The 25,411-nt window shown below is 72.0% G+C and carries 24 protein-coding genes; 12 read left to right on the plus strand and 12 right to left on the minus strand.

What is annotated here, in order from left to right:
* Positions 1–27: 27 nt before the first annotated feature.
* A complete protein-coding gene (ychF, locus tag ACLIRP_RS15850) occupies positions 28–1,122 on the minus strand; it encodes a redox-regulated ATPase YchF (RefSeq protein ID WP_412061441.1) in 1,095 nt (364 codons plus the stop codon).
* A gap of 104 nt (positions 1,123–1,226) precedes the next feature.
* On the opposite strand from ychF, the gene ACLIRP_RS15855 reads away from it, so the two are divergent.
* Positions 1,227–1,748 (plus strand): hypothetical protein, encoded by a 522-nt coding sequence (locus tag ACLIRP_RS15855; protein ID WP_412061442.1) that lies wholly within the window; start codon positions 1,227–1,229, stop codon positions 1,746–1,748.
* Positions 1,749–1,754: 6 nt separating this feature from the next.
* Here the strand turns inward: ACLIRP_RS15855 and ACLIRP_RS15860 are convergent, their stop codons facing one another.
* Entirely contained in the window at positions 1,755–2,459 is a 705-nt protein-coding gene (locus ACLIRP_RS15860; RefSeq protein WP_412061443.1) for a metallophosphoesterase family protein, read from the minus strand.
* A gap of 4 nt (positions 2,460–2,463) precedes the next feature.
* The gene (gene nusB / locus ACLIRP_RS15865; protein WP_412061444.1) at positions 2,464–2,949 is read right to left on the minus strand and encodes a transcription antitermination factor NusB; all 486 of its coding nucleotides are present in this window, start codon (positions 2,947–2,949) and stop codon (positions 2,464–2,466) included.
* A gap of 135 nt (positions 2,950–3,084) precedes the next feature.
* On the opposite strand from nusB, the gene ACLIRP_RS15870 reads away from it, so the two are divergent.
* Both ACLIRP_RS15870 and ACLIRP_RS15875 read left to right on the plus strand, forming a co-directional pair.
* On the plus strand, positions 3,085–5,538 hold the full coding sequence (locus ACLIRP_RS15870; RefSeq protein ID WP_412061445.1) for a DNA internalization-related competence protein ComEC/Rec2: 2,454 nt from the start codon (positions 3,085–3,087) through the stop codon (positions 5,536–5,538).
* Between the two features lie 150 nt (positions 5,539–5,688).
* Complete coding sequence (locus ACLIRP_RS15875) at positions 5,689–6,585, plus strand: ROK family protein (RefSeq protein ID WP_412061446.1); 897 nt, start codon at positions 5,689–5,691, stop codon at positions 6,583–6,585.
* Positions 6,586–6,617: 32 nt separating this feature from the next.
* Here the strand turns inward: ACLIRP_RS15875 and ACLIRP_RS15880 are convergent, their stop codons facing one another.
* From ACLIRP_RS15880 to ACLIRP_RS15890, 3 genes are all read right to left on the minus strand, one after another.
* Entirely contained in the window at positions 6,618–7,370 is a 753-nt protein-coding gene (locus ACLIRP_RS15880; protein ID WP_412061447.1) for a hypothetical protein, read from the minus strand.
* Positions 7,371–7,454: 84 nt separating this feature from the next.
* Complete coding sequence (locus tag ACLIRP_RS15885) at positions 7,455–9,986, minus strand: TonB-dependent receptor domain-containing protein (protein ID WP_412061448.1); 2,532 nt, start codon at positions 9,984–9,986, stop codon at positions 7,455–7,457.
* 162 nt (positions 9,987–10,148) lie between these two features.
* Complete coding sequence (locus tag ACLIRP_RS15890; protein WP_412061449.1) at positions 10,149–10,685, minus strand: hypothetical protein; 537 nt, start codon at positions 10,683–10,685, stop codon at positions 10,149–10,151.
* A 130-nt stretch (positions 10,686–10,815) separates the two neighbouring features.
* On the opposite strand from ACLIRP_RS15890, the gene cls reads away from it, so the two are divergent.
* The gene (gene cls / locus ACLIRP_RS15895) at positions 10,816–12,282 is read left to right on the plus strand and encodes a cardiolipin synthase (protein ID WP_412061450.1); all 1,467 of its coding nucleotides are present in this window, start codon (positions 10,816–10,818) and stop codon (positions 12,280–12,282) included.
* Positions 12,283–12,302: 20 nt separating this feature from the next.
* On the opposite strand, the gene ACLIRP_RS15900 is transcribed toward cls, so the two are convergent.
* The 3 genes from ACLIRP_RS15900 to ACLIRP_RS15910 all read right to left on the minus strand — a co-directional run bounded on the left by ACLIRP_RS15900 (position 12,303) and on the right by ACLIRP_RS15910 (position 16,160).
* Complete coding sequence (locus ACLIRP_RS15900; protein ID WP_412061451.1) at positions 12,303–13,157, minus strand: universal stress protein; 855 nt, start codon at positions 13,155–13,157, stop codon at positions 12,303–12,305.
* A 1,077-nt stretch (positions 13,158–14,234) separates the two neighbouring features.
* Positions 14,235–15,515, minus strand: a complete 1,281-nt coding sequence (locus ACLIRP_RS15905) for a glucose-6-phosphate isomerase (protein WP_412061452.1) — start codon at positions 15,513–15,515, stop codon at positions 14,235–14,237.
* Between the two features lie 120 nt (positions 15,516–15,635).
* Positions 15,636–16,160 (minus strand): hypothetical protein, encoded by a 525-nt coding sequence (locus ACLIRP_RS15910; protein WP_412061453.1) that lies wholly within the window; start codon positions 16,158–16,160, stop codon positions 15,636–15,638.
* Between the two features lie 1,060 nt (positions 16,161–17,220).
* On the opposite strand from ACLIRP_RS15910, the gene ACLIRP_RS15915 reads away from it, so the two are divergent.
* The 6 genes from ACLIRP_RS15915 (at position 17,221) to ACLIRP_RS15940 (ending at position 20,588) form a co-directional block, all read left to right on the plus strand.
* Complete coding sequence (locus ACLIRP_RS15915) at positions 17,221–17,616, plus strand: hypothetical protein (protein WP_412061454.1); 396 nt, start codon at positions 17,221–17,223, stop codon at positions 17,614–17,616.
* A gap of 185 nt (positions 17,617–17,801) precedes the next feature.
* Positions 17,802–18,299, plus strand: coding sequence for a hypothetical protein (locus ACLIRP_RS15920; RefSeq protein WP_412061455.1), 498 nt, complete (start codon positions 17,802–17,804; stop codon positions 18,297–18,299).
* Positions 18,300–18,448: 149 nt separating this feature from the next.
* Positions 18,449–18,949: a hypothetical protein gene (locus ACLIRP_RS15925; protein ID WP_412061456.1), complete on the plus strand. Its 501-nt coding sequence runs from the start codon at positions 18,449–18,451 to the stop codon at positions 18,947–18,949.
* A gap of 216 nt (positions 18,950–19,165) precedes the next feature.
* Positions 19,166–19,714, plus strand: a complete 549-nt coding sequence (locus ACLIRP_RS15930; RefSeq protein ID WP_412061457.1) for a DinB family protein — start codon at positions 19,166–19,168, stop codon at positions 19,712–19,714.
* 44 nt (positions 19,715–19,758) lie between these two features.
* Positions 19,759–20,175 (plus strand): DUF1801 domain-containing protein, encoded by a 417-nt coding sequence (locus ACLIRP_RS15935; protein ID WP_412061458.1) that lies wholly within the window; start codon positions 19,759–19,761, stop codon positions 20,173–20,175.
* Positions 20,172–20,588 carry a hypothetical protein gene (locus ACLIRP_RS15940; protein ID WP_412061459.1) on the plus strand — a complete coding sequence of 139 codons (417 nt, stop codon included), beginning with the start codon at positions 20,172–20,174 and terminating at the stop codon, positions 20,586–20,588. Before ACLIRP_RS15935 ends, ACLIRP_RS15940 begins: the two co-directional genes overlap by 4 nt.
* Here ACLIRP_RS15940 and ACLIRP_RS15945 read toward each other — a convergent pair.
* Together ACLIRP_RS15945 and ACLIRP_RS15950 are read right to left on the minus strand one after the other, a co-directional pair.
* Positions 20,551–21,030 carry an FKBP-type peptidyl-prolyl cis-trans isomerase gene (locus ACLIRP_RS15945; protein ID WP_412061460.1) on the minus strand — a complete coding sequence of 160 codons (480 nt, stop codon included), beginning with the start codon at positions 21,028–21,030 and terminating at the stop codon, positions 20,551–20,553. The two genes, ACLIRP_RS15940 and ACLIRP_RS15945, sit on opposite strands and share 38 nt — an antisense overlap.
* Before the next feature lie 584 nt (positions 21,031–21,614).
* On the minus strand, positions 21,615–22,298 hold the full coding sequence (locus ACLIRP_RS15950; protein WP_412061461.1) for an NUDIX hydrolase: 684 nt from the start codon (positions 22,296–22,298) through the stop codon (positions 21,615–21,617).
* Positions 22,299–22,378: 80 nt separating this feature from the next.
* On the opposite strand from ACLIRP_RS15950, the gene ACLIRP_RS15955 reads away from it, so the two are divergent.
* Positions 22,379–23,857, plus strand: a complete 1,479-nt coding sequence (locus ACLIRP_RS15955) for a dihydrolipoyl dehydrogenase family protein (RefSeq protein WP_412061462.1) — start codon at positions 22,379–22,381, stop codon at positions 23,855–23,857.
* Positions 23,858–23,860: 3 nt separating this feature from the next.
* Here the strand turns inward: ACLIRP_RS15955 and ACLIRP_RS15960 are convergent, their stop codons facing one another.
* Complete coding sequence (locus tag ACLIRP_RS15960; RefSeq protein WP_412061463.1) at positions 23,861–24,130, minus strand: hypothetical protein; 270 nt, start codon at positions 24,128–24,130, stop codon at positions 23,861–23,863.
* 114 nt (positions 24,131–24,244) lie between these two features.
* Between ACLIRP_RS15960 and ACLIRP_RS15965 the strand changes: the two genes are divergently transcribed.
* On the plus strand, positions 24,245–25,411 hold the full coding sequence (locus ACLIRP_RS15965; protein WP_412061464.1) for a DUF2911 domain-containing protein: 1,167 nt from the start codon (positions 24,245–24,247) through the stop codon (positions 25,409–25,411).

Here is a 25,411-nt window from a genome sequence, read left to right on the forward strand (position 1 = left end):
ATGGCCCCCACGTTGCTCCCGCCCGCGCTACACGTTGAACCGGAACAGCATCACGTCGCCGTCGACCACGGTGTACTCCTTGCCCTCGCTGCGCATGGCGCCCGCCTCGCGCGCCGCCGTCTCGCTCCCGAGCCGGTCGTAGTCGGCGAACTTGATGGTCTCGGCCCGGATGAAGCCCTTCTCGAAGTCGGTGTGGATGACGCCCGCCGCCTGGGGCGCCTTCATGCCGCGCGTGATCTGCCACGCCCGCGACTCCTTCGGCCCGGCCGTGAAGTAGGTGATCAGCCCAAGGAGGGCGTACGCCTCCTGCGCCAGCCGGTCCAGCCCGGACTCCGTCACGCCCGCGGCCTCCAAAAAATCCGCGCGGTCGTCGTCGTCGAGCTCGCCGAGCTGGGCCTCGAACTCGGCCGACACGACCACGACGCCGGCGCCCTCGGCTTCGGCCCGCTCGCGGACCTGCTCGACATAGGCGTTGCCGTCCGGCAGGTCACCTTCGCCGACGTTCGCCGCGTAGAGCACCGGCTTGGCCGTCAACAGGAACTGGGACTGGAGAATCGGCAGCTCCTGATCCGACACGTCGAGCGTGCGCGCGGGCAGGCCCTCGCCCAGGTGGTCTTCGAGGCGGGCCAGGAAGTCGGCCTCCGCCTTGGCCGCCTTGTCGCCGGTCTTGACCGACTTCGCGACGCGCTCGCGGCGCTTCGTCACCGTCTCCAGGTCCTTGAGCAGCAGCTCCGTCTCGATGGTCTCGATGTCGCGGAGCGGGTCGACCGAGCCCTCGACGTGGACAACGTTCGGGTCCTCGAAACACCGGACGACATGGGCGATGGCGTCCGTCTCGCGGATGTTGGCCAGGAACTGGTTGCCCAGCCCCTCGCCCTTCGACGCGCCCGCGACGAGCCCGGCGATGTCGACGAACTCGATGACGGCGGGGAGCACCTGCTTCGAGCCCGCCAGCTCCGCCAGCCGGTCGAGCCGCGCGTCCGGGACGGGGACCACGCCGACGTTCGGCTCGATGGTGCAGAACGGGTAGTTGGCCGCCTCGGCCCCCGCCTCGGAGAGCGCGTTGAAGAGCGTGCTCTTCCCGACGTTGGGGAGCCCGACGATGCCGACACGGAGAGCCATGTGTTCTGCTTGGATGGGTCCGACGATTCTACCGATCCGGCCCGCGAGGCGGGCGGAGCCGTGGCGAAGAGTGACGACCGAGCCCGGCGAGTAGCTTGGCCCCCATGCGCACCGTCGCCCTCTTGCTCCTGTCCCTGCTGGCACTCCCCGCGAGCGCGCAGACCGACCCGCTCGGCAGCCGACCGCGCGTCTACGTCGGTGCGGGCGTCGGGCCCGGCGTGGGCGGCGTCGCGCTGGGGACGGTGCCGACGTTCACCGTGTTCACGCGCGAGGTGGCCGTCTACGCCGACTACGTTCCACGTGTAACAGGCGGCAGCGGGCGGCTCGTGACGGCGGTTGGCGTGGGCGGCGCGATCCGCGTCCTGCGCATCGCGGACGTGGTCCGCAACCGCGACCCCGGCGCCGTCGACCTCGACCTCGGGCTCCGCATCGGGCCGTCGTTCTACACGGCCTTTTTCGAGCAGTCAGCCGAGAGCCGCTCACGCGCGTTCAGCGTCATGCTCGACCCGTTCGCGCGGGGGACGCTGCGCATCGGGTCGGGCCGCGTCGTCTTCGCCGAGGTCGGCACCCAGAGCCCCGCGTTCCGCGCGGGCCTGTCGACGTCGCTCCGCTTCGGCGGGCGGTAGCCGAGGTTAGCGGCTCACTGCGTCGACCGTCGCCACGCTGATTCGGCGGCGCTCCGGCAAGGTCACGGCCGTCAGGCGCCCAAGGCCGGGGCGGTGCGTGAACACGGCGCCCGTGTCGATCGCCAGCAACTCGGGCAGGTCGAGCACCTCGGCGACGGGTGTGTGGCCGACGACGACCGGCCGCTCCCAATTCGACAGGTCCGCGCCGATGTGCTTGCGCGTCCACAGGATGATGTTGGGGTCCGGGTCGGCGAGGTTCTCGGCGACCGAGAGCCGCGTGTCGAGGCCGGCGTGGGCGAAGACGAACCCGCCGATGTCGGCCACCAACACCGTCCGCCGCAAGAACGCAAGGTGATCGGCCGGCAACTGGCGGTCGCCGCGCGCCTCGTACGCCGCCAGCGTCGTCCGCCCGCCGTTGATCCACCACAGGTCCGCGTCGCCGACGCCGTCGGCGTAGTCGAGCATCATCTGGTCGTGGTTGCCGCGCAGGAAAACGCAGCGCGGGCCCGTCTCGTGGTCCGAGGCGAGCTCCAGCTCGATGCAGCGGTCGAGCACGGCCGGGCTGTCCGGGCCACGGTCGATGTAGTCGCCCACGAAGACGAGGGTGTCGTCTCGGGTGAGCGTCCCGCCGGCGTCGTCGGCCAGCCGCGCCAGCAGCGCGTCGAGCGTCCGGGCACAACCGTGGACGTCGCCGATGGCGTAGAGGGCCACGCCGCTACTCGGGCTTGCGGCCGCCGGTCTCCACCAGGCCGCGCCCCGTCTTGTGGAGCCGGTTGTCCTCGCGGAGCTGGCGCAGCACGGCGTCCAGGATGCCGTTTACGAACGACGCGCTCTTGTCCGTCCCGAACGACCGCGCCACCTCGACGGCCTCGTTGAGCGTCACCTTCGGCGGGATGTCGGGGAAGTAGAGCAGCTCCGTGATCGCCATCCAGAGCACGTAGCGGTCGGTCCGCGCCAGCCGGTTGAGGTCCCAGTTTTCGACGTGCTTCTCGATCAGGACGTCGGCCTCGGTCCGCGCGTCGGCGGTCTTGAGAAACAGGCGCTCGGCAAAGCGGAGGTACTGCTTCTCCTCGGCGTACGCCGGCTTGAGGATCGTCGCGATGACGTGCTCGACGGTGTCCTGGCTGGCCTCGTAGGCGTAGAGCGCCTGGAGGACATGCTCGCGCACGAGGCGGCGCTTGTTGGGGCGGGGCTGGGACACAGGACGAGAGAGAGCGGGGGGACGCCAAGATACCGGGCGGCGCGGCCTGATCCTGGTGGAAGGCGTGCGAAGCAGGCGGCAAAAAGTTTGGGCGGGGAGGTTATGTAGTCCGGGGCTCGCGGGTCTATAGGGGGGATGCCACTCGCACCCCCGCCCCCGCCGCTCCGCCTGTCGACCCGCCCCGCGCTTGCGATCGCGGGGTGCGTGGCTGTGGGGATCGGGCTCGGCGCGCTCGCCCCAGGCGTCGTCGGATGGGCCTGGACAGGCGCTGCGGCGTCGATCGGGGCCATGGTCTACACCGTGGCGACCCGGCGACGCCTCGTCACCCTGCGCCCCCTCGCGACGACGCTGGCGATCGTGGCGCTGGCCATCTCACTCGGCGCCGTCCGTCAGTCGTCGTGGCTCGCGAGACCGCCCGCCGGCATCGAGGCGCTGGCGACGGCGTGGGGCGAGGCCGACGGCGTGACGGTCTGGGGCCGAGTCGCCGAGCCGCCCGAACGGTCGTGGGCCGTCCGCTTCGCGGTCGACGTCGACTCCGTCGGGCGCGGCGACGCGCGGGGCATGGTCCGCGGACGCGTGCAGGTCACGCTGCGCGTCGGCGACGCCGGCGCCGTGTACCCCGCCCTCCGCACCAGCGACCGCGTCCGCCTCGACGGGCAACTCGCGCCCCTCCCGCGCCCGCGCAATCCGGCGGCGATGGACTACGGCGCGTACCTCCGGCGCCAGGGCGTCGGCGCCGTCCTCGACGTGCGCGACGAGACCGGCGCCCGATTCCTCGCGCCCTCGCGCCGGCTGGCCGACCGCGCCACGTGGGCGATCCGCTCCCGAGTCCGCCACGCCCTCGAGGCCTTTGTCCCAAGCGCCGCGCCGCGCGCCCTCTTGCTGGCGCTGATCCTCGCCGACCGGACGGCCATCGAGGCCGGGACGATGGAGGCCTTCCGCGCGACCGGGCTGATGCACCTGCTGGCGGTCTCCGGCCTACACGTCGGCCTCGTTGGCCTGGCGCTGTACGTGCTCCTCAAACCAGTCCTGGGCCGATTCCGCATCCGCCGTCGCCGCATCGAAGTGGGCCGAGCCGTGGTCACGCTGGCCGTGCTGGCGCTGTACGTCGCCGTCGCCGGAGCCTCGGTCTCGACCGTGCGGGCGTTCGTGATGGTGGCGCTGCTGATCGTTGGGCGCACGCTCGAGCGGCCCGCCGACTCGCTCAACGCGCTGGGGCTGGCGGCCATCGTCCTGCTCGTCCACCGGCCGGCCGCCCTCTTCGACGTCGGCTTCCAGCTCTCGTTCGGCGCCGTCGCGGCGCTCGTCACGCTCACCCCGCTGCTGACGGCGACCGTGCCCGAGCGCTGGCGCCAGTCGCGAGCGGGCGCGTTCCTCATCGGATCGCTCGCGACCTCCATCGCGGCGACACTCGGGACGGCCCCGGCGCTGCTCGCGCACTTTGGTCGGTTACCAATCGGCGGTCTCGTGCTCAACGTCCCGGCCATTCCGCTCACCGCGATGACGCTCGGCAGTGGGCTCGGCGCCGTCGTGCTGGCGCCCGCGCCCCCACTGGCGGCAGCGCTCGGCGCGTTCTCGGATGCGACGGCGCGAGCCCTCCTCTGGGTCACCGAAACCGGTGCCGACACGCTCGGGTGGGCCACGTATGCAGGCTTTTTAGAATCACGCTCCGTCATGCTGGCGTCGGTCCTCGCGCTCGTCGCGCTCGCGCTGTGGCGGCGACCCGTCGCCCGAAACCGCGTCGCCATCGCGGCGGTCGCCAGCCTGACGGTCGGGGTGTGGACCAGCGTCGCGCGCGGAGACACTGCGCCACGCCTCGACGTGCTGTTCCTCGACGTCGGCCAGGGCGACGCGACGCTGCTCGCGACGCCCGGCGGTCGGCACGTGCTCGTCGACACCGGCCTCAAGTCGATGTACGTCGACGAGGGCGCGCGGGTGGTCGTGCCCCACCTCGAGCGCGCTGGCATCGCCCGACTCGACGCGCTCGTCCTCACGCACGCGGATGCCGACCACATCGGCGGTGCGGCGACCGTCCTTCGGTCCGTGCCCGTCAGGAGGCTCGTCGTCAACGGCCAGCCGGGCGAGACGGATCTGTGGCACGAGGTGATCGCGGTCGCCGACTCGGCCGGGGTGACGGTGCAGTCGGTCGGCGCAGGCGACACGCTGGCGATCGACCCCGCGCTTCGGATCCGGGTGCTCGGCCCAGGCGGGCCGATGCCGTCGCCCAACGACGCCTCGATCGTCCTGCGCGTCGAGCACGGCCGGACGCGCTGGCTGTTCACCGGCGACGCCGAGGCGGCGGGCGAGGCGGCCGTCGTCGACCGCTTCGGTGACTGGCTCGCGTCGGACGTGGTGACGGTCGGCCACCACGGCTCGCGGACCTCGTCGGCGCCCGACGTTGTGGCCGCGGCGGGGCGGCCCGCGTTCGCCGTCGTGTCCGTCGCCCGGCACAACCGCTACGGGCTGCCCGACGAGGAGCCGCTGGGGCGCTGGCTGACGACGGGCGCCGAGGTGCTTCAGACAGCGAACGAAGGCGCGATCTGGCTCCGCTCGGACGGCGAGCGCGTCACGCGCGTCGACTGGCGCTGAGGCGAGCGAGGAATGGAAGACGACGGACGACCGACGACGGACCGCGGACAACGCAGAGCGCTAGGACCGACGCCAACATCCGGGGTCGGTCGTCCGTCGTCTGTCGTCCCCCCTCGTACCCTTCGCCCGTCACGCCTCCCCATCCCGCTCATGCGCTTCGGCATCGACCTCGGCGGCACCAAAATCGCCGGCCTCGCCCTCGCCGACGACGGCACGGAGGCCGCCACAGTCCGCGTCGCCACCCCGCCCGACTACCGCGCCGCGCTCGACACGATCGCCGAGGTGGTGGACCGGCTGGCGCAAGCGACTGGACAGCGCGGGACAGTGGGTGTGGACATCCCCGGCGCCATCGAGGCGGCGACCGGGCGCGTCAAGAACGCGAACGCGACGTGGCTCATCGGCCACCGGCTGACCGACGATCTGGCCGAGCGGCTCGGCCAGCCGGTCCGGGTGACGAACGACGCCAACGCCTTCGCCCTCTCCGAAGCCTCGGACGGCGCGGCGGCAGGCGCCGATGTCGTGTTCGGCGTGATTCTCGGGACGGGCGTCGGCGGCGGGATCGTCGTCAACGGGCGCGTGGTCGAGGGCGCCAACCGGATCGGCGGCGAGTGGGGCCACACGCCACTCCCGTGGCCCAAAGCGGGCGAACGCCCCGGCCCAGACTGCTACTGCGGCCGGACCGGCTGCGCCGAGACGTTCCTCTCGGGCCCGGGTCTCGCTCGCGACCACGCCCGCGAGACCGGCCAGACGCTCACGACGCACCAGATCGCCGACCGCGCCCAGGCGGGCGACCCTGGGGCCGTCGCCACGCTCGACCGCTACGTCGACCGGCTGGCGCGCGGGCTCGGCCAGATCGCGACGGTCCTCGACCCCAACGTGTTCGTGCTCGGCGGCGGCTTGTCGAACCTGCCCCGGCTGGCGGAGCGCGTCGAGGCGGCGATGCCCCCGCACGTCTTCTCCGACCGCGTCGTTACGCGCGTCGTCCGCAACCTGCACGGCGACGCCAGCGGCGTCCGCGGCGCGGCGTGGCTGTGGGAGCAGGCTTAGGGACAGCAGCTCACAGGTCTTCGGAGCCGCTGCTAGTCCTGCTCCACGCGGAGCCAGCGCGTGACCGTCCCGATCTCGACCTCGGGCGCCTCGGGCCGAGCCCGCTCGCCGTCGTCCGCGCCCCGCGCCCCGCCGCGACGGGCGCCGCGCGGCTGCGGGATCCGCTGGGCCGAGTCGAGCAGCTCCACGCCCAGGCCGATCGTGTTGCCGGCACCGGCCTCCAACAACCCGGGGACGGCCGCGAGCGGGATGCGGAACTCCGTCACCAACTGGTCGCCCCACATCGCGGCGGCGCGCAGGCCGCCGAACGAGCCGTCGCGAGCGACGCGCTGGGTGACGACGCCTCGCGTGACGGCGATGCCGTCGAGACCGGCCTCGAAGCGGCGGCGCAGGCGCTGCGGATCGTCGTTTTCGGGGCCGCCGCGACGGGGGCCGTTGCGCAGCACCTCGCGGACGCCGGGCGCCTCGGGCGCGGGGTACCGCAAGCCGAGCACGGGCTCCGTCCCGCCCGCGGGGTCGATCCAGACCTGGAGGCCGCCGAGCGCGATGCGCCGGGCCTGGCGGTCGTCGCCGGCGATCAGCGCGACGTACAGTGCCTCAGCATCGCGGCGCAGGCCGATGCTCAGCCCGGACTCTGAGGGCACAGGCCGGAGCGCGGCGGGCCACTCGTCGACGCGGCCGTCGACGACGGTCTCGGGCGTGGACGCTTCGGAGAGGTAGAGCGGGGGCGCGGAGGCGCAGCCGGCGACGGCGACGAGGGCAAAGACAGCGAGAGCGGAGCGCATGCGGGACGGAGAGTCGAGGGGAGCGGGCACAGTCAACCCGCTCGGTGCACGACTTGGTACCGCCCGCGGTGCCGGGCGGCGGTCCTAAAAATCGAGCCCTCCCCCAGCGTCGCCCTCGTCCGCCGCCGCTGCCGGACGCTGGCGTTGCGACGTGTCATCCGTCCGTCCAAAGGCGTAGGTCAGCGTCAGGCCGACCTGGCTTCGCCCGAACGAGCGGTTGACGGTCTGGTACAGCTGCGCATCGTCTTGCACGAAGTCGATGCCGGCCCAGCCGAAGGGGTCGCGGGCGCGGAGCGACAGGCTGCCTCGACCGTCCCACAAACGCTGGCGCAGGCCGACGTCGAAAAAGACACGCGAGCCGATCCGGCCCTGCTCGGTGTCTTGGGGCGCCGTGTAGAAGACGGTCGACTGAAGGTCGAGCGCCCCGATGCCGAGCCGGTCGCCGACGGCCCAGTTCGCGTTGAGGCGCCCGCCCCAACCGAAGGCGTCGGACGCCAGCCCGGACTCGACGTTCGCCCCGTCGGTGCTCCGCCGGTAGCCCTCCAGGCTCAGGAAGCCGCGCACCGATCCGCCCGTCTGGTACGCAATGACCGACTCAACGCCCGTCGACGTGGCGCTGTCGAGGTTGCGGAACGACGACGTCGTGACCCCCAACTCGTCGACGGATTGGAAGCGGCGGACCACATCCGTCGTGTGGCGCAGGTACGGCGTCACCGTCAGGCTGCCCCAGTCGGTCTGCCGCACGACGCCGACCTCGATGGCGTCGGTGTACTCGGGCCGCAGGTTGGGATTGCCGACCCGGATGTTGAGCGGGTCGTCGGTCGAGGGGAACGGGTTGAGCTCGCGCCCGCGCGGCCGGTCGATGCGGCGGCTGTACGAGGCGCGGAGCACGGTCGCCTCGGCCAGGTCGAGCGCGAACGAGGCGCTCGGAAAGAGGCTCTGGTAGTCGACCTCGAAGGTCTCGCCGCCCAGGAGGAACGACCGCGACGCGACCTCGCCCCGCAACCCGGCCTGGACCGCCACCGGCCCGACTTGGCGCGCGAGCTGGATGTAGGCGGCGTGGACCTGCTCGTCGAGCGTGTACGCGTTCGTGAGCCCGGCGTCGGGCGCGAGCACGCCGTCGACGAGGGATGAGACGCGGAAGTCGTCGTCGGCCGAGTCGATCTCGCTGCGGAGCCCGAGCTCGAGGCGCGTCTCGCCAAGCGGCCGCGCGTAGTCGGCCTGGACCGAGAGCCCGGTGTCCGTCCCGTCGCTCTCCGTCTGCTGGTCGACGAGGCCGCCCTCTGTGAACGTCGTGAGGTCGGTGTTGGCCGACGTCGTCGCGCGCACGTCGACCGAGAGCCCGTGCGTGCCGAGCGCGACGCGCGAGCCGCCGTCGCGGCCCCGCCCGCCGCGGCCACCTCCGCCACGTCCACCCCGCCCGCGACCGCCACCGCCCGACTCCGCCTCGGAGCTGACGCCCTCGAAGTCGTGCCGGAGCCCCAGGCGCAGGCTGGCGGAGCTTCCGTCGCTGGCGCCGTCTCCCAGGCGCAGGATGTCGCTCAGCGTGCTCCCGCCGAGCGCTTCGAGCGTGGCCGTCCGGTCGGTCTCGGCGCCGTCGCGGAGCGAGCCGCTGGCGGACGCCGTGATTGTCGTCTGCGGCGTCATCGCCCAGTCGGCGGACAGGTTGAGGAGCGCCGAGGACCGCTCGTTCGCGCTCTCGGTGAGCTGGGTGATCTCCGTCGCGTCCTCGCCCAGAAAGCGGTTGATGCGGAAGCGGTCGCCGTCGGTGTCGCGCGAGTTGGCGCGGACGCCCGCCGTCGCCGCCAGCCGCCAGGCCCCATGGCCGAGCGTGACGAGCGCCGACCCGTTGTAGCCGCCCTGGGTGTCGCCGCCCGCCGTCAGCGCCCCGCCCACGCCCAGCTCGGTGTCCTTCTTGAGCACGATGTTCAGGATGCCCGCGCTCCCGTCCGGCCGGTATGCCGCCGACGGGTTGGGAACGACTTCGACGCTCTCGACCGCGTTCGCGGGCAGGCTCTGGAGGTAGACCCCGATAAAGTCGCGGCCGACTGGCGCCGGGCGCCCGTCGATCAGCACGACCACATTCCCGTTGCCGCGCAGCGCCACGTTCCCGTCCACGTCGATCTCGACCGACGGAATCGTCTCGAGCGCCTCCGACGTGGAGGCCCCAGAGAGGAGCGGGTCGTCGGAGATCCGGTACACCGTCCGGTCGACCTGGATCTGGACGCGGTCGCGCTCGGCGAGCACGTCGACGTTCGCCAGCGCCTCGGCATCGGCGACGAGCACCAAGTCGCCGACGTCCGTGACCGGCGAATCGGGCGCCAACCGCAGCGTGTCGGTCTGCGCCGGGGCCGTCCCGACAAAGCTGGCGACGACGTAGTAGCGGCCCCGCGAGAGCCCGGCGACCCGAAAGGCGCCGCGCGCGTCTGTCGCGCCTCCGGTCTCGAGGTAGGGCTCGACCCCGGCCCGGGCGCTCACGCGCCACACGGCGACCGTGGCGGCCTCGACGGGTGCTCCCGTCTCGGCGTCGACCACGCGGCCTTCGATGGCGTAGTCGGTCTGGGCCGTGGCAGCGCCGGCGGCGAGCGCGAGCGCGGCGAGGAAAAGGGAGCGCATGAGGGCGTGTGGACAGGTGCGAGGTCAGGCTCGCACGAGGTCAGGATGTCGATCTCGCAAGGAGCGTGAGGAGTGCGGGGCCTCAGCCCCGGACGACGAGTGGGACGCAGCGAGGGCGGGATCTGGCCCGTGTGAGCCGATCTGGGTGCCTGTCCACGCGCCCTACCGTCGACCGGCGCGGAGCCGGTGGGAAAGAGCAAGGTGGGCGAGGTAGAGCTCGCCTTGGGCATCGGTCAGCACGGCGGCAAGGGGCGCGGGGAGGTCGCCATCGCGCAGGGCCTGCAGCGTCTCGCGGCGGTCGGGGTCGGCGAGGACCGCGTCGAGGCGGGCGCTCGCGTCGGCGTCCAAGCCGAGGGCGGCGTCGCGCGCGGCGCGCATCACGGCCGCGCGCGCGGGGTCGGGCGTGCGGTCGCCGCGTCCGCGCGGGCCCCGGGCGCGGCCCCCACCGTCGGCGCCGGCGGGACGCTCGCGGCGCTCGGGCCGGGCCATCAGCGCCGCGCGCTGCTCGGCCGACAGCGTCGGGACGAGCTCGGCCGCCAGCGTCCACGTCGAGGCCGGGTCGGCGGGGTCGAAGATCTCGGCCACCAGATCCGCCTGGTCCGCGGACAGGGTCAGCGCGGTCGCCAGCCGCTCGACGGGGTCGCCGGGCTGGGCAGCGAGAGGGGCGGCGAGGAGAACGGCGAGGGCGAGCGCGCGCATGACGTCCGGGGGAGTGGATCGGAAATGACAACGTCGTCCACAGGGCCCCCGGGCGCGCGGCGGTTCGGCCCCGAAGGTGTGTCGGAGGTGTCACGGGGAACGCCGCAAGGCCGGGCGCGATACCCCGCCGATGGAACCCACTCTCTTCGGCCTCGACCTCTTCAGCTGGGCCGGCGGCGCGCTCGTGCTCGCCTTCCTCGCCGGCTTGGCCACGGCCGTCGACGCCATCATGAACGCGCGGACGCCCCAGGGCGCCACGGCCTGGGTCTTCGCTCTCTTGACGATCCCGCTCGTGGCCGCCCCGCTGTACTGGCTCATCGGCCGGTTCAAGTTCGACGACTACCTCAACGCGCTCCGCGAGTTCGACTCCCAGATCGCCGACGGCCTCGAAAAGGCGACGGAGGGGCCGCTCAAGGACTACCTCGTCGACGACGCGGCCGAGAGCGATGGGCGTGAGACGGGCGAGATGAAGGCCTTCGGCGCCATGGCGACCGTCCCCTTCACGCGTGGCAACGACGTCGAGCTCCTGGTCGACGGCGACGTCACCTTCGAGGCCCTCTTCGCCGAGATCGACGCGGCGGAGGACTACATCCTGACCCAGTTCTACATCGTCCACGACGACGACATCGGGACACGCTACAAGGAGCGCCTACTGGCAGCGGCGCGGCGCGGCGTGACCGTCCGGTTCCTCTACGACACCATCGGCAGCATGAAGCTGCCCAAGGCCTACAAGCGTGAGCTAGAGGACGCCGGCGTCTGCATCTGCCCCTTTACCGGGCCCCGCAACTGGCTCAAGAAGCTGCGGCTCAACTTTCGCAACCACCGCAAGATCACCGTCGTCGACGGCCGCGTGGCGCTCGTCGGTGGGCTCAACGTGGGCGACGAGTACCTCGGCAACACCGAGGCCTTCCCGACGTGGCGCGACACGCACCTCCGGGTCCGCGGCCCGATCGTCCAAGGGCTCCAGCTGTCGTTCGCACGCGACTGGTTCTACGGCACGCGCGAGGAGCTGGAGGGCCTGCGCTGGGAGCCCGAAACGGCCGACGCCAACCGGACCGCGCTCGTGCTGGCGTCGGGCCCGGCCGACGAGCTCGAGACGTGTGGGCTGCTGTACACGCACGCCATCGAGAGCGCCGAGGAGCGCGTCTGGATCGCGACGCCGTACTTCGTGCCCGACGGCCGCGTGCTCGGCGCGCTCCAGCTGGCGGCCCTGCGCGGCGTCGACGTGCGGATCCTGATGCCGCGGGAGAGCGACAGCGTCCTGTTCAAGTACGTGCCCTACGCCTACCTCCAGCACGTCGAGCGGGCCGGCGGCAAGGTCTACCTCTACGAGCCGGGCTTCATGCACCAAAAGGTGGCCCTCGTCGACCGCGACTTCGCCGTCGTCGGCACGGCCAACTTCGACAACCGCTCGTTCCGGCTCAACTTCGAGGCCACGATCGTCGCCCAGGACGCCGAGCTCTGCGACGCGACGGCGGCCATGCTGGAAGCGGACTTCGACCGGGCGACCCGGATCTCGTCGGAGGACCTGATGGACGAGTCGTTCGCCTTCCGCTTTGCCGCGAATGCCACGCGCCTGCTCGCGCCGGTGCTGTAGCGCCGGCGCCCGATCCGGCCCTAGTGGTAGAGGAAGAGCGGGACCTTGGCCTGCTCCAGGAGCTTGGTCGCGCTCGACCCGAAAAGGACCTTGCGGAACCCCGACTTGGCGTACGCGCCCGAGACGATCAGGTCCGCGTCCTCGCCCTGCGCCAGTTCGCAGATGCGGTCGGCGGGGTCGCTGCTCTCGATGGCGCGCGTGGTGACAGACTCGAAGCCGTGCGCCGTCAGGTACGTCGCCGCGTCCGCGCGTAGGCGGTCGCTGGCCAGCCGGTCGGACGAGGAAGTCCCGCGGACGTGGACGATCTCGACGGCGACGTCCTTCCCGAACGGCGCGAGGTGGGCAAACTTCTGGAGCGCCCGGGCGGACGGCGCGCTGCCGTCATACGCCACCGCGACGCGGCGGACGTCCGGCGCCTCCGTCCCGACGATCAGCGTCGCGGCGGCGGCGTGCTCGAGGACCTTCGCGAGCGTGTGCGTCCGGCGCTCGGGCTCGTTGTAGTAAAAGTGGCTCTCGCGCCCGGCCACCAGCAAGTCGTGCGTCCGCATCTCGTCGAGCAGGCTCTGCGCCAGCCCGTCCTCGCCGATCCGGTCGTGCGTGTGCCGGACGCCCGCGGCGCCGACGCGCGCGCCGAACGTGGCGATCAACGTGCGGGCCTGCTCACGTGCCGAGTCGGTCAGCCGCTCGCGGAGCTTGTCGGCAAAGTGCATCGAGCCGATCCCACCGCCGAGCGACTCGTTCTCGATGGCGTCCTTGTCGACGAGCGCGAGGCCGGTCACCTCGGCGTCGTAGCGGCGGGCGATGGCAATCGCCGTGTCGGTGGCGACGGGGGTGTCGGCATCGGGGTCGAGAACGACTAAAAGGCGCTGGGTCATGGCGGGGCGTCGAGAGGGGCCGGAAGGTACGCGGGCGGGCCGGAGGGGAGTGGTACACGACAACCTGTCACGCCGTGGTCTACCCGGGTGTACCACGTGATACAGACCAGTCGCGTCTCCCTCGCTTTCCCCGGGCTCGGTCCACACGCCTCTGTATTACTCGGGATGGAATAATTAAGAGTAGGACTAGTAGTAGGCCTGTGGACGCCGTGGACAATCGGGACGCGAGGCCGCGTGGTGGAGAGCCGTGGACAACCCGCCTCTCCATCCACACTGTCGTCCACGCCGCCTCGTGATTTTTAGGTCGCTGACGCGGGCGTGCCGGGCGATCTCCGGGGCGCCGTCCACATCTCCACACTCGTCCACAGGCAGGCCCCGAGTCTAGCCCGGACGGAGCGGTTGCCGGACGGCTGTGGACAAGCGGTCGCACAGGTCGTGGGCAGATGGGGGACGTCTTGGGGGGTGTTTGGCCCATAGTCGGGCTCGTCCACAGAGCCACACCGGGACGGCCCGGTTATCCACACGCCCGTCCACAGTGTGGATAGCGGTTTTCTGCCCGGAATCGCAGATCGGCCGTTTCGGTCGGTTTGACCTCCGAAGTCGCGAGCGGGGGCAAAAAGCGGGTTGGGTGCCCGCGAGCGTGGGCGGCCGACCTGACAGAATGTGTGGGTGGAGGCGCGCGCGACGCCGCACGCCTCGTATCGGCGGCCCCACGTTCAGAATGAAGAGGCGTCTCAGAAAGAGCCGGCCCGCCCGCCAGGAGTCAGAAAAGGGCGACCACCCTGCCCGGCACAGCGCCAGCAGAGCGGCTAGCGCCTGCTGGCCAACCACCCCCTGTCCCCCTTCTCATCCGAGGAGGGGGCGGCCGGCAGGCGGGGGGCAGGGCTCGCGCCAGAAGGCGAAGACCCTCACCCTGGCTCCGCCGACCTGTCGGTTGGCTGGCGCCGGCCTTCGGCTGTCCCTCTCCCGAGGGGAGAGGGGACGTCATAGTTGGGCTTGTGCCAGCAGGGCGAGGCTCGTGCTAGCCGATCGGGGCTTGCGCAAGCAGGTCAGCGCTTGCGCAAGCCGGCCTCTCCCCTACCCCGACGGCTTGCCCAGCAGCGAGAACATCTTCTGCTTGTACGTCTCCACGCCGGGCTGGTCGAAGGGGTCGACGCCGAGCAGCGTCCCGCTCACCGCGACGGCGTGCATATAGAAGGAGAGCAGGCGGCCGACGGTCTCGGCGTCAAGGCGCGGGAGCGTCAACGTCCAGTTGGGGACGCCGCCCTCAGCGTGCGCCTCGGCCGTGCCCTGGTACGCCTTCTGGTTTACGGTCCCGTAGGGCACGCCCGCGAGGTAGTTCAGGCCGTCCGGGTCGCCGTCCTCGGCCACGACGGACGGGCCCTCCTCGGGATCGTCGATGCGCAAAAAGGTCTCGACGAGCGTGCGCTGGCCCTGCTGGACGTACTGGCCGACCGAGTGGAGGTCGGTTGTGTACTGGAGGACGACGGGGAACAGGCCCTTGTGCTCCTTCCCCTCGCTCTCGCCGAAGAGCTGCTGCCACCACGCGCCGATCCCCTTGAGGCGCGGGTCCATCGCTGCGAGCACCTCGGTCGCGTAGCCCGCCTCGTGGAAGGCGTAGCGATCGGCGGCGTACTGCAAGACCGCCGAGGTCTCGTCGGCGTCGGTAAAGGCGCGGGCCTCGGCGACGGCGCCGTAGAAAAAGGTGCGGGCATCGATGCCCGCCGCGGCGATCGGCAAGAGGCCGACCGGCGTGACGACCGAGAACCGACCGCCGACGTCGTCCGGGACGACGTAGCGGCGGTAGCCGCGCTCGACGGCGAAGTCATGGAGCGCGCCGCGCGCGGCGTCCGTCGTGGCGATGATGCGGCGGTCGGCGTCGTCGAACCGCTCCTCCAGAAAGCGGCGCGCGAGCCGGAAGGCCAGCGCGGGCTCGAGCGTCGTGCCCGACTTCGAGATGACGTTGACGTAGACGCTCTTGCCGTCGAGGTACTCGAACAGGCGCTCGTGGTAGTCGGGCCCAAGGTGGTGGCCGGCGAACAGGATCTCTGGACCGCTGGCGTCGAAGGCCGGGCGCAGGGCCGAGAGGACGGCCTCGGCACCGAGGTATGACCCGCCAATCCCGATGCACAGGAGGACGTCGGCGCGCTCGCGGATCTCCTCGGCTGTCGCGAGGACGCTTTCCAACAAGGCGTCGTCGGGGTCGAGAAGCAGGCTCCGCCAGCCCAGCATGTTGGGGCTCCGCGTCTCGCCGTCGCGGACGCGGCGGGCGGCGTCGAGCACGGCGGCGTCGAGGGCGGAGCGGTCGGTGTCGGCGAGCGGGCCGGTGACGTGGCGGCGGTCGAGGGCGAGGGGCATGGCGCGAGCAGGATCGGGGAGACCTGAACGCCTGCGCGCGCGCGGGGTCCCGGGAGACCGGCCGCCGAGGCCGACGGCGGGGGCGTGTCGCGATCCGCCCCGACCCCATCGCGAGCGTGGTCAGGGGTCGACGATGGTGCGGGCCGTCTTGTACTCGTCGCCGAACGGCGTGCCCCGGTAGGTCGCCATCACGCGGTCGGTCCGCTTGCGGAGGTGCTCGCCGATCAGGGGGACGAGGCGCTCGATGGCGAGGGTGTGGGCGCGGCGGACGGCGACGGCGTCGCGGGGCTCGGAGAGGGCCTCGTGGAAGGGGGTGTGGGCGGCATCGAGGGCGGCGACATGGGCGGGGCTCGCGCCGTACTCCTCGAGGGCGACGGGGTCGGTGTCGTTGGCGCCCTTGAGGACGATGCCGGCGCGGTCGAGCGCGTCCCGTTCGGTGTCGTGGAGAAAGTCGGTCGGGACAAAGTCGTAGAGGTCGGCCGACGCGAGGTCGCCGTCCTCGTCGGCCTTGGCGGAGAGCACTTGGGCCACGGGCACGGCAGCGTCGGCCAGGGCCTTGCGGTCGGCCGCCTTGGGCCCGCCTCGGGCGACATATTTGGCCTGCTCTTCGGCCACCTCGGAGAGCTGGGCGAGGTGGTCTCGCACTCAGGCGGCGCTCCGGGCCAGCGCACCGACGGCGGCGATCTCGTCGGGGTACCGATCGAAGGCAGACACGACGGCACGGTAGCTGTTGAGGCGGGCACGTTGGCGGTCGTTCATGGCAGCGGGAGAGGAATGGGTACACGAACGTAGGGCGTACGGCCCTCTCGTCCAAGGCAGAGGCGCACCCCAGGCCTGCTAGCGCGACGCCCAGGCGATCTGGGGAGCGGCCCACGCCGTCGCGCGAGCGGCCCAGACGTGCTCGCAAGCCCCCCAGGCCATCACGCAGGCCGCCCAGGCCACCTCGCAAGCCCCCCGGACCCTCTCACACGCGCCCCAGACGATCTCGCGAGCGGCCCACGCCATCTCACACGCGCCCCAGGTCATCTCGCAGGGAGCCCAGCCCTCCTCGCAGACGCCCCAGGCCATCTCGCAGGCGCCCCACACCATGTGGCAGGCCCTTCACAATTGGAGGCCAGGGCGTCCGCCAGCAGGTCCGGGCCCTGGGTCCCGGGTACGGACGTAAACCGCGGCATACTGCGGACTCGGCGTCCGGTATACTTGCGGAACACCGCTCTTACCCCGGACTCCGGGTCCGGTGAAGCACTGGTTACACCGCCTGTCAATCGCCCTGAGGTCAAATGCAGAAGGTTGAGAGACAGCCCCGCTTCGGTGTCGTGTTCGCTTCTGCCGTGGTCGCAGCGGTAGTAGCCGGAGCGCTCGCTGGCGACGCGGAGATCGGAGCCGTGGTAGGCGTCACAGTTGTAACGCTCGGAGCAGGTTTCGATGCGGTCCGAACTGGTGCGGCAGCAACGAACCCCGGTCCGCTCTATCGGGAGTCCCGTCCGGTTCTTTTCTGGCTCATCGTAGGTTGCTGGCTCAGCGTTGGAGTAGTCATGCTTGGGCTACTCGTGCTCGAACTGCTCGCCTGACGCAGCGGCGGTGTAACCCGCCGCTGCAGGCGGACCGAGGGCGCCAGCGTTCTCAGCCGCCCTGGCGCCGCCGCATCCAGTGCTCCGACCTACCTTCGTGCTGTCCGCCCTCGGCCGCTGAGCGGCCCACTGTTATGCGTCGCAAGCCCTCACTCGACCATCGTGAGAGCGACCGCGTCTCGTGGAGATACGTCACGATGGTCGCGGTCGGATGCTTCGTGTTCGGGTACCTCGGGGTCCTCGTCTGGTTCGCCCCGTGCGTGCTCGGCTCCATGTTCCTCATCGTCGCCGTGATGCTCGGTGCGCCTCGGGCCGACGGAGCGCGGGTGCTCGGCGTCCTCGTCGGCTCGCAACTCGTCGGCTCGTCGGTCGCGGCCGTCCGAGGGGTCGAGTCCATCTGGGAGCCGACGTTCTACGAGCTACACTGGAAGATCCTCCCGGCGGGTCGGTTCGCTGCTATCTCCCTCGTCATTGGCTTGGTCGTGCTCGGGGCAAGGTGGCTGTGGTGGCGCTACCGGGGCGCCGCGTAACCCGCGCTTGCAGGCCGACCGAGAGATTCGGCGTTTTCGGTGCCGCCAGCCGCCTGCGCTATCATCGCTTCGGGCTAACTCTGTGCCCTCACCTCTCGGCGGCTGAGCCGCAATCTGTTCTGCCGCTCTCGATGCGTTTCGCTCTCGTCGGTCTACTGATCCTCGCTGCGTGCCAACCTGAGCGCGTGGAGCCGATACAAGCGCCGACGATTGACACTCCCGAAGCGACAACTAGCCGAGGCGACCTCGGGTGGACGGAGGTCCGAGACGACCACTACGAGGCTGACCAGTGGCGGTGGCAGTACCCGGCGTGGGCGTACGCCGAGGTCGAGGGGACCGAACTCGAACGCGACAACGATCTGCGATCCGCCTCGAACCCGTTCATGCTCCACGGCGACTTTGACGGCGACGGCCAAACCGACGTGGCCGCGTGGGTCGAGGGCCGTTCGGACCCGTCGGAAGTCGGTGTTGTCGTGGTCCACCGCTCCGGCGGCGCCCACTACTTCCCCGCTGGCGGTCCGAACTGGGAGGTATACCCACGCGGCGAGGTTGGGCAGGGTGTTGGAGAAGGGGCACCGCCCACGCTCCGAGGTGACGCACTCCTGTTCGTAAAGCCCGAGGCGGCGAGTTCGCTCCGGTACTGGAACGGGTCGGAGCACGTCGCCTACCACCAAAGCGACTGAGCGGTAGAACCCGCCGCTGCAGGCGGACGAAGGGCGTCAGCGACTTTGCTCCGGGCGGGGCGGTGGCGCATCTTGCGCTCTGATCTACCGCCGTGCCCTCAGCCCTCCGCCGCTGAGCGGCCCCCTGTTCTGCCGCACTCCCACCCTTTGTGTCTCGTCTGTCGATTCTCGTAGCGCTGTTCTCCCTCGCGTCTACCGCGTCGGCCCAGTCGCCCGCTGACTCCACTACGATCTTCCGGTACGCCAACTTTGGCCCGGACTGGCGGGTCACGCTGGGGCAGCCGGTGGCCGTTCCGTCAGCGTACCTCGATGCGGGGATGGTCGAGCGGGTCGCGCCCGGCGTCCACCAACTTGGGTTCTACGAGTCGTTCGACTACGGCCCGGTCCTCGTCGTCGTGACCGTCCGCTCGGACTACGACGGGCTCGTCACCTCGATGCGGTTCGACTACGGCCCGGAGTACGACTTCGACCACGAGCAGGCGAGCTACGCCGAGATGTTGGGCCCGCCAGCGCACAAGGAGGTCAGCGACGGCTGCCTCACGGTCGTCTGGGAAGACGGGGAGACCCGCTTCGTGCTGGTCCGAGAGGCGACGCCGGATGGCAACCGCTCATACTCGGAGATGAGCGATGTCGCCGGTCAGCGCCTGTAGCTCGCCGCGCGGCAGAACCCACCGCTGCAGGCCGGCCACTGCTCCAACACCCTCGGTATGGCCGTCCTCGCAGGCGGGGCGCACGTCCGCGCGGGGCGTCGGCGGGACACGAGCCGAACGCAGGAGACGACCTGCAGAGTGGGCCAGCGGCGGGCCCCTACCTTGACTAGCGGAGGCCTCATCTCCGCCCACACACCGGCCCCGGCGCCCGCACCCATGACTCCGCTCTCCACGCTCGCCCGCACCGCGCTCGCGCTCGCGCTCCTCTCGACCGCCGCCCAAGCGCAGACCCCGGACGCCGCGCCGCCCGAGTCGCCCGTCATCGCCAGCCTCGGGGCCCTCCACCAGCTCACGTCCGCCAACATCACGCGCACGGCCCAGCTGCTCAGCGAGGACCTCTACGCCTACCGGCCGACCGAGGAGGTCCGCACGGCGGGCGGGCTCCTCGCCCACATCGCGAACGCCCAGTACCTGTTCTGCTCGTCGGCGACGGGCGAGGCCAACCCGAACGAGGCCAACCTCGAAGAGACCCTGATCACCAAGGCCGAGACCGTCGCCGCGCTGGCGGCCGCGTTCGCGTACTGCGCCGGCGTCTACGACGCGATGTCGGACGCGCAGGGCGCCGAGGTCCGCGACTTTTTCGGCCGGCAGATGGCGGCCTCGGGAATCCTGGCCTTCAACACGACGCACAACTACGAGCACTACGGCAACCTCGTGACCTACATGCGCATGAACGGGATCGTGCCGCCGTCGTCGCAGCAGTAGCCCCCGCGCCGGGGCGGACCCGGCCATCCCCACCCCCCCGCCCGATGAGCGAGCCCGCCCCGCCCGACGACCCATCCCACCTTATTGACGCCCGGATCGCGGCGCTGGACGACTGGCGGGGCGCGACGCTCGCCCGCCTCCGCGCGCTCATCCACCGGGCCGACCCGGACGTGGCCGAGGAGGTCAAGTGGCGCAAGCCCACGAACCCGATGGGCGTCCCCGTCTGGGCGCACGACGGGATCGTCTGCACCGGCGAGACCTACCGCGACAAGGTCAAGCTGACCTTCGCCACGGGCGCCGCGCTCGACGACCCCTCGGGCGTCTTCAACGCCAGCCTCACCGGCACCACGCGCCGTGCCATCGACCTCCGCGAGGGCGACGCGGTCGACGAGGAGGCGTTCCTGGCGCTGGTCCGGTCGGCCGTCGTGCACAACGTGTCGCGCGCCGAGCGGTCAGGGTGAGGCCCGCGTGCCACCGGCTCCTGTGGATCGACTGTACCGCGGGCGCGGTCGTCGGCGCTGCCACGCTGGGGGCGCTGGCCTGGCTGAGCGGCCTCTACGGCCTCCCCCGCGAGCAGGTGCTGCTGATCGGCGGGGCGAACCTGACGTACGCCGCGTTCGCGTTCGCGCTCGCGGTCCGGCCCCGGCGGCCGATGCCGCTGCTCGTCCTCCTGGTGGTGGCGAACGCGACGTGGGCCGTGCTGTGCGCGCGGTGGGCGCTACGCTACGCCGACACCGCGAGCGTCTTCGGGCTGGCGCACCTGTGGGCCGAGGCCGGAGTCGTCGGCGGGCTGGCCGTCGCCGAGTGGCGCTGCCGCAACGCGCTCCGGACGGCCGCTACTGGCACCGCCGGGTATCCTGAAAAATCCCCGTGACGGTGATGTCGAACTCCAGGACCGAGCACGACGGGATGCCGACGCGGCCCTCCGCCTGGGCGGCCTCCGAGGCCTCGATGGCGCGCGTGCCGTAGCCGAGGTCGGGCGGGATGACGACGCGGCGCGTCTGGCCGACGCGCTGGCCGCTCATGCCCAGGATGAAGCCCGGGATGAGCCGCGAGGTCGGCGTGTAGAAGAACGAGAGCGAGCCCTCGTCGAAGGTGCCGGAGCCGTCGGCGAGCCGGCCCACGTAGTCCACGCTGACGCAGCTGCCGATCTGGACGGCGTCGCCGAGCGTGGCGCCCTCGGGCGTCAAGTCCTCGGTCGAGAATCGGGCCGTCGAGCTGCACTCACCGGACTCGCCAGAGTCGCAGCCGGAGAGGGCGGGGACGCCGGAGACGGCGAGCAGCGCCAGCAAGGCGAACGGGGCGAGGCGGGACATCGGCGGGGTGGGGGATCGGGCCGAAGCTAGCAGGGACCACGAGGGGCGCCCGTCGGGATTCGGTGGATCGGACGACGGCGGCGGTGGGCTGCACGGGCCGGGCGCCAGCGGTCGGCGGGGGCGCCAGCCTGCTTGCGCCAGCCGGGCCGGCATGCGGTGGAGCGGCCCCTCACCCTGTCCCTCTCCCGAGGGGAGAGGGGACGCTTTAGGGAGCTCGCGCCAGCAGGCGGGCTTGCGCTGACAGACCCGACCTTTCCTCCAGCCTGTCCCCGCGCAGGCGGGGAGGAGGGGCCGGGGGAGGGCGACCGGCGGGCGGCCACCCGCTGGCACCAGCGGCGGTGCGTCAGCACGGGCTCTGACGACCGCTGCAAGAGCCTTCCCACCCGTGCAGCGGCTCTGCCACCCATGCAACGGCACCTACGACCGGCGCGACAACGCCCGCGACCGCTGCAAGCGCCGTCCCACCATTGCAAGCGCACCGACAACGGCTACGACGGCGTCCCCACCACCGCGACCGCGCCGGCGACCGGCGCAAGCGCATTCTCGCAGCGGCTACGGCGCTGCGCCCGCTTGCGCCCGCCCGCTCAGGCCGGCGCCAGCAGGGCCTCGGGGTCCAGCGCCGCGAGGTGCGCGCGCAGCGTCTCGAAGCCGACGCGCTCGACGGCCTCCGCCCACGGCACGAACGCGACGGCCTCGATGCCCTCCCGCTTCTCGGGCTTGAACCGCTCGGCCGTCGTCGTCATCGCGAACCAGTACGTCGTCTTGACGGCGTAGACGTCGCGGTTGCCCCACGGGTAGCCGTGGACGGTCGTCCCGAGGTCGGCGCCGACGGTGAGCGTCTTCTTCTTGATACCGACCTCCTCGGCCACCTCGCGCCTGGCGGCTTGGCGGGGCGTCTCGCCCTCGTCGAGCTTGCCCTTGGGGATGTCCCAGGCGCCGCGCCGGAAGATGAGCAGCAGCTCCGGCCCCTCCTCGCCCCGGCGCACCACGTAGCCGCCGCCCGCCGCGATCGGCGCCGGGCGCCAGTAGTCGCCGTCGGGGTCCACGTTCAGGACCGCCTCGCGGGGGACGTGCGCGGTGCCGCCGGCGCGGACCGTCAGCTGGTCGCCGTCGAGCACGAGGACTCGGCCGAGCCCACCGTCCGGGCCGACGGCGGCGGCCTCGGCGGCGTCGAGCGACGTGTACAGGCGGTACGGCTCGCCGTTCGCCGACCACCCGTCGGTGGGGAAGCCGTGGTCGCGGACGAACGTGGGCAGGAAGTACAGCACGGGGACCGGGGGGGCGAGTGGCCGGTAAGATCGACGCAGGACTCCCCTTCTACCCGTCCATTCGCACCGTGCCCCTCTGTATGGCCCACTACGACGTCGACCTCCTCGTTCTCGGCGGCGGGGCCGCCGGCCTCACCGCCGCCGGAACGGCCGCCAACCTCGGCGCCAAGACGATGCTGGTCGAGCGCGACCGGCTCGGCGGCGACTGCACGTGGACGGGCTGCGTGCCCTCCAAGACGCTCCTGCACGTCGCCGCCTTGCGCGCGAATGCCCAGGCCTTCGGCGCGTACGCCGACGGCGCGCCCGCCCCGCCCGTCGACTTCGCCAAGGTCATGGGCGACGTCCACCAGACGCGACAGGAGGTCTACGACGAGGCCGACGACCCGGCCATCTTCGAGGGCTTCGGGATCGAGGTCGTCAAGGGCGATGCGCGGCTGACGGGCCCGCACGCCGTCCACATCGACGGGGCTGGGGGCGGGCGCGACGTGACGTTCCGCATGGCCATCCTGTGCACCGGCGGCCGCGCCGCGCCGCCGCCCATCGACGGCCTGGACGCGACGCCCTACCTGACGAACGAGGGGCTCTTCGAGATCGACGCGCTCCCCGAGCACCTCGTCATCGTCGGCGGCGGGCCGATCGGGTGCGAGATGGGCCAGGCCTTCCGCCGCCTCGGCTCGCGCGTCACCGTCATCGACCGCGCCGACGAGATCCTGGGCCGCGACGACGCCGACCACGCCGCCATCCTGCGCGGCGTGCTCGAGCGCGAGGGCGTCCAGTTCCGCCTCGGGGCCGACGTCGAGAAGGTCGAGGAGAGCGAGGCGGGCGTCCGCGTCACGCTGTCGGTCGACGGAAAAAGCGAGACCGTCGAGGGCGACCGGCTGCTGATCGCGACGGGCCGCACGCCGAACGTCGAGGACCTGGGGCTGGAGGCGGCGGGCGTCGCGTTCACCGACAAGGGCATCACCGTCGACGAGCGGTGCCGGACGTCGCAGGGCCACATCTGGGCCGCCGGCGACTGCACCGGCGAGTACGCGCTCACCCACATGAGCGAGCACATGGCCAAGCAGGCGGTCACGAACGCCATCCTCAAGGTGCCCGCCGCCATCGACCGCGACGGCATCACGTGGACCACGTACACCACGCCCGAGGTCGCCCAGCTCGGCCCGACGGCCGCCGAACTCGACGAGAACAACACCGACTACGTCGTCTACCGCTTCCCGTACACCAAGGTCGACCGCGCGGTGACGGAGCACGCGACGGACGGGCACATCAAGATTCTGGCGACCAAGTGGCGCGGCAAGATCCTGGGCGCGAGCGTCGTCGGCGAACGCGCGGGCGAGTTGATCTCGATGCTGGCGGTCGCCCGCAAGGGCGGCGTGTCGGCGCGCGAAGTCTCGGACACCATCATCCCGTACCCGACGTACGGGCTCGGCGCGCGCCGGGCGGCCGACCAGTACTACATCCAGAAGCAGTTCCCGGTCGTCGTCGACACGCTCAAGCGCGTGTTCAGCTACCGGGGCACCACGCCACCGCCGCCGGACCCCGACCGCGTGCTCTGAGAGCTACTCGTCCTCGGCGATCCGGCGGAGCAGCGGGTCCTGGATCTCGTCCTCGGCGTCGATCTCCTCCTCGATCTGCTCCAGGAGCGCCTCGGCTTCCGTCTCGGCCGCCCGCTCCAAGACCACGAGCGCGGCGAACCCGTCGGCGGCCCCGCCCATCGGCGTCGCGTGCGCCACGCGCCAGCCTGCGCGGAGGTGCTCGTCGAGCGCGTCGAGCGACGGCGTCCGCGCCCCGGCGGGGTCCGTGGTGACGACGAGGGCTTTCTGGGGCATGGCGGTGGGCGCGGAGATCGATGAGAGGGCTGGCCTTGGTCGGCGGTTCCCAGCCCGGCGTGGGAACAGCACATCGACCTGGCGTCGTAGCCCGGGGACCTCACCGCTGACCCCATGCTCCGTCTGCTCTCGCTCCTGCTGCTGGCCGGATGCGCCGCCGCGCCGCCGGCCCCCTCCCCCGCTGGCGAGACCGCCGCGTTCGTCACCCGCCTGGGCGACGACACGCTCGCGGTCGAGCGGTTTACCCAGACGCCGACCGGCATCACGGCGACCGTCGCCCTGCGCGCGCCCGAGACGACGCTCGCGACGTACCGACTCGACCTCGACGACGCGGGCGGGCTCGCGAGCTACCAAGCCGAGGTCCGCCAGCCGCTCACCGGCGAGGTGGTCCGCCGCGAGACCGCCGCGCCCGTCGGCGACAGCCTGCGCGTGACGGTCACCGACGCCGGCGGCGCACCCGAGACGCGCAAGATCGCGGGCGCCGACCAGCCGCTCCCGTTTATCGACATGGTGCACTGGCCCTTCGAGCTGATGGTGGAGCGCGCCGTCGCGGCGGGCGGGCCGCTCGACCAGCCGCTCTTCACGACGCGCGGCACGGTCGCCTTCACGAGCGACGTGGCGGCCGACGGCGGCGTCACCGTCCGCCACCCGTTCCGCGGGCCGATGGCCGTCCGGGCGACGGCGGGCGGCGACCTCCAGACGCTCGACGCCAGCCAGACGACGCGCAAGCTCACCGTCACGCGCGTCCCGAACGTGGACGTCGAGGGCGCGGCGGCACGCTTTGCGGCGCGCGACGCGGCCGGCCAGCCGTTCGGCGACCTCTCGGGCCGCGCCGAGGCGTACGCGACGATCGGCGGCGCGACGGTCGCCGTCGACTACGGGCAGCCGCAGCGGCGGGGCCGCGAGATCTGGGGCGCGCTCGTGCCCTGGGGCGAGGTCTGGCGCACCGGCGCCAACCGCGCGACGCACCTCACGACCGACCGCGCGCTCGTCCTCGACCCCGCCGGCGTCGCCCTCGCGGTGCCCGCCGGCGAGTACACGCTCTTCTCCATCCCGCAAGCCGACGGCGGCGTCCTGATCGTCAACCGCCAGACGGGCCAGGGCGGGACGACGTACGACCCGGCGCGCGACCTCGGCCGCGTCCCGCTGGCGCGGTCGCCGCTCGGCGACACCGTCGAGGCGTTCACGATCGCCGTCGAGGAAGCCGGGCGAGGCGCCGGGCGGCTCGCGCTCCGCTGGAACCGCGACGCCTTTTCGGTCCCGTTCGCCGTGGCCGACTAG

The sequence above is a fragment of the Rubrivirga halophila genome, from assembly GCF_046845755.1.
GTDB lineage: Bacteria > Bacteroidota > Rhodothermia > Rhodothermales > Rubricoccaceae > Rubrivirga.